Annotated in this window: 7 protein-coding genes and 1 pseudogene; 5 read left to right on the top strand and 3 right to left on the bottom strand. The window is 58.9% G+C overall.

Annotated features, from left to right (window positions below; all coding sequences use genetic code 11):
* Positions 1-123: 123 nt before the first annotated feature.
* The 3 genes from U9R81_RS16905 to clpB form a co-directional block, all read right to left on the bottom strand.
* Positions 124-327 carry a type II toxin-antitoxin system VapC family toxin gene (locus U9R81_RS16905; protein ID WP_322496594.1) on the bottom strand — a complete coding sequence of 68 codons (204 nt, stop codon included), beginning with the start codon at positions 325-327 and terminating at the stop codon, positions 124-126.
* A 302-nt stretch (positions 328-629) separates the two neighbouring features.
* A complete protein-coding gene (locus U9R81_RS16900) occupies positions 630-896 on the bottom strand; it encodes a hypothetical protein (protein ID WP_322496593.1) in 267 nt (88 codons plus the stop codon).
* Between the two features lie 150 nt (positions 897-1046).
* Positions 1047-3632 carry an ATP-dependent chaperone ClpB gene (gene clpB / locus U9R81_RS16895; RefSeq protein WP_322496592.1) on the bottom strand — a complete coding sequence of 862 codons (2586 nt, stop codon included), beginning with the start codon at positions 3630-3632 and terminating at the stop codon, positions 1047-1049.
* Positions 3633-3800: 168 nt separating this feature from the next.
* On the opposite strand from clpB, the gene U9R81_RS16890 reads away from it, so the two are divergent.
* From U9R81_RS16890 to U9R81_RS16870, 5 genes and pseudogenes are all read left to right on the top strand, one after another.
* Entirely contained in the window at positions 3801-4397 is a 597-nt protein-coding gene (locus U9R81_RS16890; protein ID WP_322496591.1) for a ComEA family DNA-binding protein, read from the top strand.
* Positions 4398-4753: 356 nt separating this feature from the next.
* A complete protein-coding gene (gene pyk / locus U9R81_RS16885) occupies positions 4754-6178 on the top strand; it encodes a pyruvate kinase (RefSeq protein WP_322496590.1) in 1425 nt (474 codons plus the stop codon).
* Between the two features lie 69 nt (positions 6179-6247).
* On the top strand, positions 6248-7225 hold the full coding sequence (locus U9R81_RS16880) for a cobalamin-binding protein (RefSeq protein ID WP_322496589.1): 978 nt from the start codon (positions 6248-6250) through the stop codon (positions 7223-7225).
* On the top strand, positions 7207-8988 hold the full coding sequence (locus U9R81_RS16875) for a hypothetical protein (RefSeq protein WP_322496588.1): 1782 nt from the start codon (positions 7207-7209) through the stop codon (positions 8986-8988). Before U9R81_RS16880 ends, U9R81_RS16875 begins: the two co-directional genes overlap by 19 nt.
* A gap of 202 nt (positions 8989-9190) precedes the next feature.
* Positions 9191-9415 (top strand): annotated as a pseudogene (locus tag U9R81_RS16870) (hypothetical protein); the annotation flags it as partial.

Here is a 9415-nt window from a genome sequence, read left to right as displayed (position 1 = left end):
GGCGCGCGCGCCGCTCTATGCCGAGTTAGCCGATCTGACTGTGCAGACGGATGGGTTGCTGCCGATCGATCTGGTGCAGCAGATTATTACAGCGTTGCGAACAGGCAAAAAGGAACGAGCAGGTTAGCTGCGCTGCACGTCGCTCGGTTGGGCAAACCGGCGTAGCCATGGCAGCCGATCGAAATCGCTGTCGAAGCTGGTAAGCGCCGTGATATTCCGTTCACGGCACGCGAGCGCGATCAGTGCGTCGTGGAAGTTCAATTCGCCGCCAGAATGGCGCATAAGGTCAATGATGTTCGGGTAGAGGCGCGGTACGTCGGGTAAGATCTATGTTAGCGTATCGGGCGTGAATTCCATCTGCAAACGTTTCAATAGCGCATCAATTTGTTGTCCCTGTCGTTGTTCTGATAAGCGACGCAACGAAACACTAGCGGCCTCGGCAATTACACAGTCAAAGTAGATGGGCGTATGGCCTTGCTCTTTGATGGCTTGCCAAAGTGCAGTCGCTTGTTGATGCCATGTGTCACGTTGCGTCAGAATGCCTACCACGACTGATGTGTCAATGGCGATTTCCAGAGTTGCACTCGGTTGCTAGAATTGCGATTACTGATAAGGGCGCTTGGGCGAGATTACGCTTCGTCGTATACCGCTTCAGTGTCTGCTAACGCATCACCTTCAATATCAGATAGTAACCCGGTAAGTCGATCCAAAACTGCTACTGGCGCGGCAACCGTCGGATACCACCACGGCGTGGCTGGTTGGGCGAGCGCTGCCGCCTGCTGCGCTTGGACAAACCGGACGAACGCCTCAACGATTGGCAGGCTCTCGGCGGGCAAGGTCTGCACGAGCGCGATGATTCGCTCGCGGGTTGCGTGGCTGGTGAGGGGCGTTTCCATACCTCTGGCGCCTTTCTGGTGGATGCCAACGCGCTGGCGCTTGATGCGACGCAGCGCGCAAACGCTGTTTCATTATACCCCACCGCAAACCGAAAAACCGGCGCGCAAGGGAGGTAATCCCTTGCGCGCCGGTTACCGGCGGCGTGAGGCTTAGCCGCGCCGGAAGACGAAGTTGCCGTTTTCGACATCGACCACGATCGTGCTGCCCTCTGGGAAGGCGCCTTGCAGCAATTGCAGCGCCAGCGGGTTTTGGATCCGTTGCTGGATCACCCGCTTGAGCGGGCGCGCGCCGTAGACCGGGTCGTGCCCCTCGGCAGCCAACTGCGCTCGCGCGGCAGCGGTCAGTTCGAGGTTGAGCTTGCGATCGGCCAGCAGCTTGCGCAGCCGGTTGAGCTGGATCTCGACGATCCGGTCGATGTGCTCGCGGGTAAGCGGCGCGAAGACGATCACTTCATCGATCCGGTTCAAGAACTCTGGCCGCAACACGCTGCGCAGCTCTTCCATCACTGCGGCCCGGATCTCGCTTTGCGGCGCACCTTCGCGGGCCAGCTCCTGAATCGTCGCGCTAGCGATGTTGCTGGTCATAATGATGACCGTGTTCTTGAAGTTGACCACCCGGCCTTGACCGTCGGTTAACCGGCCATCGTCAAGCACTTGCAGCAAGACGTTGAAGACGTCGGGATGCGCCTTCTCGATCTCGTCGAATAGCACGACGCTGTAAGGTTTGCGTCGCACCGCTTCGGTCAACTGGCCGCCCTCATCGTAGCCGACGTAGCCGGGAGGCGCACCGATCAGGCGAGCCACCGAGTGCTTCTCCATGTACTCCGACATGTCGATCCGCACCATAGCTTGCTCGTCGTCAAAGAGGAACTCGGCCAGTGCGCGACCTAGCTCGGTCTTGCCGACGCCGGTCGGGCCAAGGAACAGGAAGCTGCCCAAGGGCCGGTTGGGGTCTTGCAAACCGGCGCGAGCGCGGCGCACCGCGTTCGACACCGCTGAGACCGCCTCGTCTTGGCCGACGACGCGCTGGTGCAGGCGCTCTTCCATATGCACCAGCTTCTCAAGCTCGCCTTCGAGCAACTTCGTCACCGGGATGCCAGTCCACTTCGAGATAATCTCGGCAATGTCGGTCTCGGTGACTTCTTGGCGCAACAAGCGATTTTGGCCGCCAAGTTTGGCCTCAGTCTCTTGCAGCTCGCGTTCGAGGCTGACCAGCGTGCCGTACTGCAACTCTGCCGCCTTGTTGTAGTCGTATTGGCGTTGGGCCTGCTCGATCGCAGCGCGGGTCTGTTCGATCTTCTCTTTCAGTTGCTGGATGCGCTCCAGCTCTTGCCGTTCACGTTGGATTTGCGCTTCCAGCGTCGCCCGCTGCTCGCGCAGGTTGGCCAACTCTTGCTCAAGCTTCTCAAGCCGCTCTTTGCTGGCCTGATCCTTCTCTTTGCGCAACGCCTCGCGCTCGATCTCCAACTGCATCATCCGCCGCTTCAGATCGTCAAGTTCTTGCGGGTCGGAGGTAATCTCCATACGCAAGCGCGCCGCCGCTTCATCGATCAGGTCGATCGCCTTGTCGGGCAAGAAGCGGTCAGAGATGTAGCGATCGGAGAGCATCGCCGCCGCGATAATCGCGCCGTCGGTGATACGCACGCCGTGGTGGGTCTCGTAGCGCTCTTTGAGACCGCGCAAAATCGAGATAGTATCTTCGACTGACGGCGGATTGACCATCACCGGTTGGAAGCGTCGCTCAAGTGCCGCGTCCTTCTCGATATGCTTGCGGTACTCGTCGAGCGTGGTCGCGCCGACCATGTGCAGCTCGCCGCGGGCCAGCATCGGCTTCAACATATTGCCGGCATCCATCGCGCCTTCAGCTGCGCCAGCGCCGACGACGGTGTGCAGCTCGTCAACGAACAAAATTACATCGTCGCGCTCTTGGATCTCTTTGAGCACCGCTTTCAGCCGCTCTTCAAACTCGCCGCGATACTTAGCGCCAGCGATCAGCGCGCCAAGGTCAAGCGCAATCACCCGCTTGTTCTTCAGCGCTTCGGGCACGTCGCCGCGCACGATGCGCTGGGCCAAGCCCTCGACAATCGCCGTCTTACCGACACCCGGCTCGCCGATCAGCACCGGGTTATTCTTGGTGCGGCGCGACAAAATCTGGATCACGCGCCGGATCTCTTCATCGCGCCCGATCACCGGGTCGAGCTTATTGCGCGCGGCCAGCTCGGTCAAATCACGGCCATACTGTTCAAGCGCAGCATAGGTGCCTTCGGGGTTCGGGCTCGTCACCCGCTGCGCGCCACGCACTTCGCGCAACGCCATTAGCAGCTTATCGCGGGTCAAGCCAGCTTGCTTGAGCACGCGCTCGGCCCCGCCGCCGGCATGGTCGAGGATCGCCAGCAGCAAGTGCTCGGTGCTGACGTACTCGTCGCCAAACTGGGCCAATTCATCGTGGGCCTTGACCAGCACCGTGCGCAAGCGCGAACCAAGCTGCACCTGCGCGCCTCCGCCGCTCATGCGCGGGAAGCGGGCAATTTCGTTATTAATCTGTTGCTTAATCACGCCGACCGGCAGATTCAGCTTGGCCAGCACCTGCGGCACCACGCCGTCGCTTTGGTCGAGCAAGGCGAAAAGCAGGTGTTCCGGCTGCACCTCGGCGTTGCCCAGCCGTTCAGCCGCCGCCTGCGCCGCCGCGATCGCTTCGAACGATTTCTGCGTAAACCGATTAGTATTGAAGGACATACGTCCACCTCCTTATATCTTGTGCTGCTTTTACTCTAGCAGAGCGGTATCTGTGACGCGATAGCGCAGTGTTAACGTTGCGTTGGAACATGCGCGTTACTTTTGGCCGGTTGCTGCGGTTTCTTATATAGAGGGCAAACATGGGGCGCAGCAGCACGGAGGTAAGCGATGGACGTGGAAGGACAGCCGTGGTACCGGCGACCGCAGCGGGTAGCGGCGGTGATCTGTGCGCTGATTGGTGGATTGCTGATCGCGTTTGGGCCGGAGGCGAAGGCGATGTGGTGGCCGGATGGAGCAGCAGCGGTGGAAGCGTTTGCGGTAGAGGCATTGCCCACACCCACGGTCGCGCCGTTGGTGGTATATGTGTCGGGGGCGGTGGTAGCGCCGGATGTCTACCGGTTAGGGCCGGGGGCGCGGGTGGTTGACGCGCTGCAAGCGGCAGGCGGCTTGGTCGAACTGGCTGATGTGAGCGGGATCAATCTGGCGGCGCAGGTGCGGGATGGCGAGCACATTCGTGTGCCATACGCGGGAGAAGCAGTGGCGCAAGCGGCAGCAAGCGAGCAACCCGGGTTGATTAACCTCAACCGCGCCAGCGCGGCTGAACTGGAAGAGTTGCCGGGGATTGGACCAACGCTGGCGGCTCGAATTATTGACCGGCGCACAGCGCAGGGGCCGTACCGCAGCGTAGAAGAACTCCGCGAGGTGCCCGGCATTGGCGAAAAGCTGTTCAGCCAGATTGCGCCGCTGGTGACAGTCGGCCCATAAGCAACAATTGCATCCGCAACCTTGCACGAATCGTTGGTCTGGCATATACTCGCGGTGACACACAAGTGATAGGTGACGAGCGCTATTGTTCGTGCGAGAAGTCGTGCTCGGTTGTCATAGCGAGGGCGCGCAGCGCCCGCAGCAATCTCCTGCTGCAGCGCGCAGCCTGCCTGAGCGGGTTACTCCCGTGCTCGTGGGGGATTGCTTCGCCGCGCGGAGCGCGGCTCGCCATGACAGCATGTGAGCGGCGGTGATGTCTCCCTCCCCCAGCGGGGGAGGGCTGGGGTGGGGGCAAGACCGATCGCGCGGCTCGCAATGACACCGGGTGAGCGAGATATAGTGCAAGAGTGGAGCTTATGCGACGCACAAAAATTGTGGCAACCCTTGGGCCGGCGACGAGTACACCTGAACGGATCGCCGGATTGATTCGGGCCGGCATGAACGTGGCCCGGCTTAATTTCTCGCATGGGACGCACGCCGATCACGCAGCGCGGATTGCGATGGTACGGCGGGCAGCGGCGGAGGCAGGCCGTCACGTTGCGATCTTGCAAGACTTGCAGGGGCCGAAGATTCGCACCGGGCCGCTGGCTAATGGCCAGCCGGTTGAATTGATGGCCGGGCAGCGGTTTATTATCACCACTGAGCCGATTATCGGTGATGCTAATCGGGTGAGCACAACCTACCGCGCCTTGCCGCTCGATGTGCGACCACGCGATCGTATCTTGTTGTCAGATGGGTTAATCGAGCTCGTAGTAACTAGCCATACCGACACCGAAGTCGAAACCGAAGTCGTGCATGGCGGTCGTTTGCGTGAACACCAAGGCATCAACTTGCCGGGAGTGCGGGTGAGCGCGCCGGCGGCGACGGAGAAGGATTTCGTTGATCTCGCTTTTGGGCTTGAACAGGGCGTCGATTACGTTGCACTCTCGTTTGTGCGCCGGGCGAGTGATGTGCGTGAAGTGAAGGAGTTTATCCGGCGAGCGGGCAAGCAGACGCCGGTGATCGCCAAGATCGAACGGCCCGAAGCACTCGATGTATTGCCGGAGATTCTGGCTGAGGCGGATGGGATCATGGTTGCGCGCGGCGATCTAGGGGTCGAGATGCCGCCAGAGCGAGTGCCGATCGTGCAGAAGCAGATTATTGCGGCAGCCAATCAGGCGCTGTTGCCGGTGATTACGGCTACACAGATGCTTGAGTCGATGATCCACAATCCGCGGCCCACCCGCGCCGAAGCGAGTGATGTCGCCAACGCCATCATTGACGGCACCGATGCCGTGATGCTCAGTGGCGAGACAGCCGCCGGCGCTTACCCGATCGAGGCGGTGCAAATGATGGCGCTGATCGCTGATGCGGTTGAGGCATCGTTGAGCAACAGCCAACATCCGGCCACGCCGCGCTGGACAATCGCGCCGGCGCAATCGACGCCGCGCGCGATTGCAGCGGCAGCTTGCACCATTGCCAATACGCTGCCGGTGCGGTTTATCGCCGTTTTGACCCAAAGCGGCGCGAGTGCCCGGCTGGTCTCGCATTATCGTCCTGAAGTACCGGTCATTGCTTTCTGCCCAAGTGAAGAGACGGCCCGCCGCACGAGCCTCTATTGGGGAGTGACCCCGATCGTGATCGAAGCCCGTGATCGGCTAGAAGAACTCGAACTGCAGATTGTGCGTATGATGCGTGAGATAGGCATTGTTCGGCGAGGCGATCTCATCGTGTTAAGCGGTGGGCACCCGGTCTATCGCTATGGGCCAACCAACTTTTTGAAAGTTATCACAATCGAATAGGATTCTTGACACTAGCCCCATCGGATGCTACGCTGTAGCTAGTGGTAGACCGTGTTGGGCAGGATGACCATGCGCATTGTCTCGCTGCTGCCGGGAACAACCGAAATCGTCTGTGCGCTGGGGCTTGGCGACCATCTGGTTGCAGTGACCCATGAGTGCGACTATCCGCCGGAAGTGCGCGGGTTGCCGGTAGTGACGCGCAGTATGCTGGAGCAGGACGAGAGTTCGTCGGCTGAGATCGATGCGGCGATTCGCGAGCACGCGCGCAACGATCGCTCGATCTACCAGCTCGACATGGCGTTGATCGAGGCGCTCCAGCCCGATGTGATCTTGAGGCAGGCGCTGTGCGATGTGTGCGCCGTGCCGTTACGGCAGGCGGAAGCGGCAGTCGCCAGCGGGACGGCGCAGGTGTTGTCGTTTGAACCGACGAGCTTGGCCGGTATCTTCGGCTCGATTAAGGCGATTGGGCGAGCATTGGGGGCGCCCGAACGGGCCGAGGCGTTGGTTGACGAACTGGCAGCGCGGGTTGAGCGGGTGCGCGCGCGGGCCGCGCAAGCGACCTATCGTCCCCGCGTCGCCTGCCTCGAATGGCTCGATCCAGTGTTTGGGCCGGGCCACTGGACGCCGGAACTCGTATCGATTGCCGGTGGCCAGCCGGTGCTAGGGGTTGCCGGTGAGCGATCACAACGGGTATCGTGGACGGATGTGATCGCCTGTGCGCCAGAAGTGATCATTGCGATGCCTTGCGGGTTTACGCTCGAACGGGCCGTGGCTGAAGCTAACGCTATTTTGCCGCAGCGGGCCGGTTGGTATGCCTTGCCGGCGGTACGGACGGGCAATGTCTTTGCGGTTGATGGCAATACCTACTTCAGCCGTCCCGGCCCGCGCGTGGTTGATAGCCTAGAGTTATTGGCCGAACTGATCCATCCCGATCTATTTGCCGGATGGGGCCGCAGCATGCGGCTATTGCGCTGCGTTAATCGCGGACGCTGTTGTTGTTCAGCTCCAATTCGAGGGAGAATGTGCAGATGTCAAAGTCAGAGCTGACGATCCCCAAAGTATTGCAGGCCTTAGCTGACGAACTTGATCAGCCGGTAAGCGTTGCCCAACTGTGCGATCTGATGAAAGCGCGCTGGTCGGTAAACTACGCGGTAGCTTCAGTGCGCAGCAGCCTGCGCTGGGAAAGCATCACGCTCGGTTGGGTGAGAATTAATCGCTTGCAATATCTCCCTCTGCGGTTGGCGCTCGATGGATTGCGGTTCCGGTGTTGGCCCCGCCCGCAAGACATCGCCGAGGGCCGGTTGCCGATTGCCCATCTGCGCCCCTTTGCCGGTCTGCGTCGGCAGCCCTTTCCAATCATCTATGATGAACAGGGTGCGATATTGGCCGTGAAGGAACCAAAGGCGAAAGCAACCGGTTTTGCCTCTCATGCTGCGGTTGACATGCGAAAGTGGTTTCAACGCCATCACTTCGCCGCTGGTGACAGTATTCTGGTCGAAATTCGCTATCAGAAGCGGCCAGAGTTGTCTTTCACCTATGAGCCAGCCAGCGCATTTCAGGCGAGCCGCGTCGATGAACAGGATCGCGCTCTGCTGCAGGCGATTGTCAAGCAGGTCGATGCCGGTGTGAAGCCGTGTGAAGAGGTTATTCTGCCGATTTTTGCCAGTGCGCCGTGGCGGACAGGGTACCCCGGACGGCCATGGCAGTATCTTGTGTTGAGTGATCCGCGCTTGTATTTGATTGAAGATTCGTTGCTACAGGCATATGATCCGCATTTTGATATAGGGCGATTGTTATTGCAAGGAACATCAAGCGATGATGTGGTGTTCCATCCATCATTGGTGGATCAAGCGCAACAGGTGCAGATTCCGGCCAAGCAGTCGGTCATCGATGAGATTACGGCTTTGCAGCAAGAGATTCAACGTTCACGTACCCAAGATCAGCAGGCCGGTCTCTGGAACGGCGATCTGTCGCGTGAATCACGAGTCGCTGATGAAGAAGAGGATCATTTCTGGGATACGATGGATGAAATGATGGGTGTGGCCATCAATATGGATGCGATGACGCGGGCCGTGTTGCGCATGCAAGAAATTCTGCCGCCGGAAGTTCAGCAGCAATTGTCCGAAGCGACTCCAGAAGAAGCTGAGGTTATTCTGAGCCGCCATCTGAACTATCTATTAGCCAAAGCGCCCGATTTATTCCCGCGGATCGATGTGCCGCCTACATCACCGTCGAACAATTCTTGGATCACGAAACATAGCGTTGATAGCGATAGTGAGCCACTCGATGAGCTTGATGCGAGCGCATGGAGCGATGACGACGACTGGGATGATGATGATGAATTTGGTGATGAAGGGTGGGATGACGATGATGGTGAAGATGCCGCATTTACCCAGAGTGTCAATCTGATTAATCAGTATAGTGATTATTTGCTCGAGATGGGGAAGAAGCGTTCGACTGCGCTCGCGCAGACCCGCCTTTTGAAGCCATACGCCCAGTTTTTGGCTTCGTTTTACCAACGATCGCTGCATGAAGGCGACTATGCGATGCTTGACGAGTTTCTGTTTTATTACTACCCCAATCACCACGATGGCTCAGAACGACATATCCGTGATATGTGCAGTGCGCTCAAGCAGTTTTACGCCTTTTTGCGCGAGCGCGGCGTGATCGAAGACGATCGTTTTGCGCAGGCGATCTGGAAACGGCGCGATCAGGCAGCGCGTTTGATGGCACTGTGCCAGAAGTTAGAGCGCGATTATCCCGATCAGCCAGACTTGCTCGCAATGCTGTTTAAGCCGTACATGTCATAGCGATCATTATTTTGTTAGCTACCGTATGCGCCTCTCTAGGCGCATTTTTCTTTACGGTGTCCTGATGAATCACTCTGAACCTCACTAGCCTCATCGCCGGAGTATTCGGTTGCGCGGGTGTGATGATACGCAGGCGGGTGGGTATTGTATAACGATCATGCCCCAACGCGGCAAGCATTTGTTTTGAGCAGCCGTCCATAGCATGGTGCAGTTACGTGAAATGAGAGCAATCGCTCATCAGTGTTGGCTAGATATTCCAAAGCATTTCTCCCGTGCTGTATTAGATAAATTTGTGGTGATGCCTAATCATGTCCACGGTGTTATTTTTTTGACCAATGATTCATCCGTAGCAAAGCCGGCGGATGCCAAGGCAACGGACGGGGCAACGGACGGGGCCGCGGTAGGGGCGACGCATACGTCGCCCCTA

This window comes from Chloroflexus sp. (assembly GCF_034435895.1).
GTDB lineage: Bacteria > Chloroflexota > Chloroflexia > Chloroflexales > Chloroflexaceae > Chloroflexus.
Note: the sequence above shows the minus strand (reverse complement) of the source record. Positions and strands in the feature narration are given on the sequence as shown.

Excerpts from the sequence above, each read along its gene's own strand:
- U9R81_RS16880 (WP_322496589.1), top strand. The coding sequence starts at position 6,248 with ATGCGCATTGTCTCGCTGCTGCCGGGAACAACCGAAATCGTCTGTGCG.
- U9R81_RS16900 (WP_322496593.1), bottom strand. The coding sequence starts at position 896 with ATGGAAACGCCCCTCACCAGCCACGCAACCCGCGAGCGAATCATCGCG.
- pyk (WP_322496590.1), top strand. The coding sequence starts at position 4,754 with ATGCGACGCACAAAAATTGTGGCAACCCTTGGGCCGGCGACGAGTACA.
- U9R81_RS16875 (WP_322496588.1), top strand. The coding sequence starts at position 7,207 with ATGTCAAAGTCAGAGCTGACGATCCCCAAAGTATTGCAGGCCTTAGCT.
- clpB (WP_322496592.1), bottom strand. The coding sequence starts at position 3,632 with ATGTCCTTCAATACTAATCGGTTTACGCAGAAATCGTTCGAAGCGATC.
- U9R81_RS16890 (WP_322496591.1), top strand. The coding sequence starts at position 3,801 with ATGGACGTGGAAGGACAGCCGTGGTACCGGCGACCGCAGCGGGTAGCG.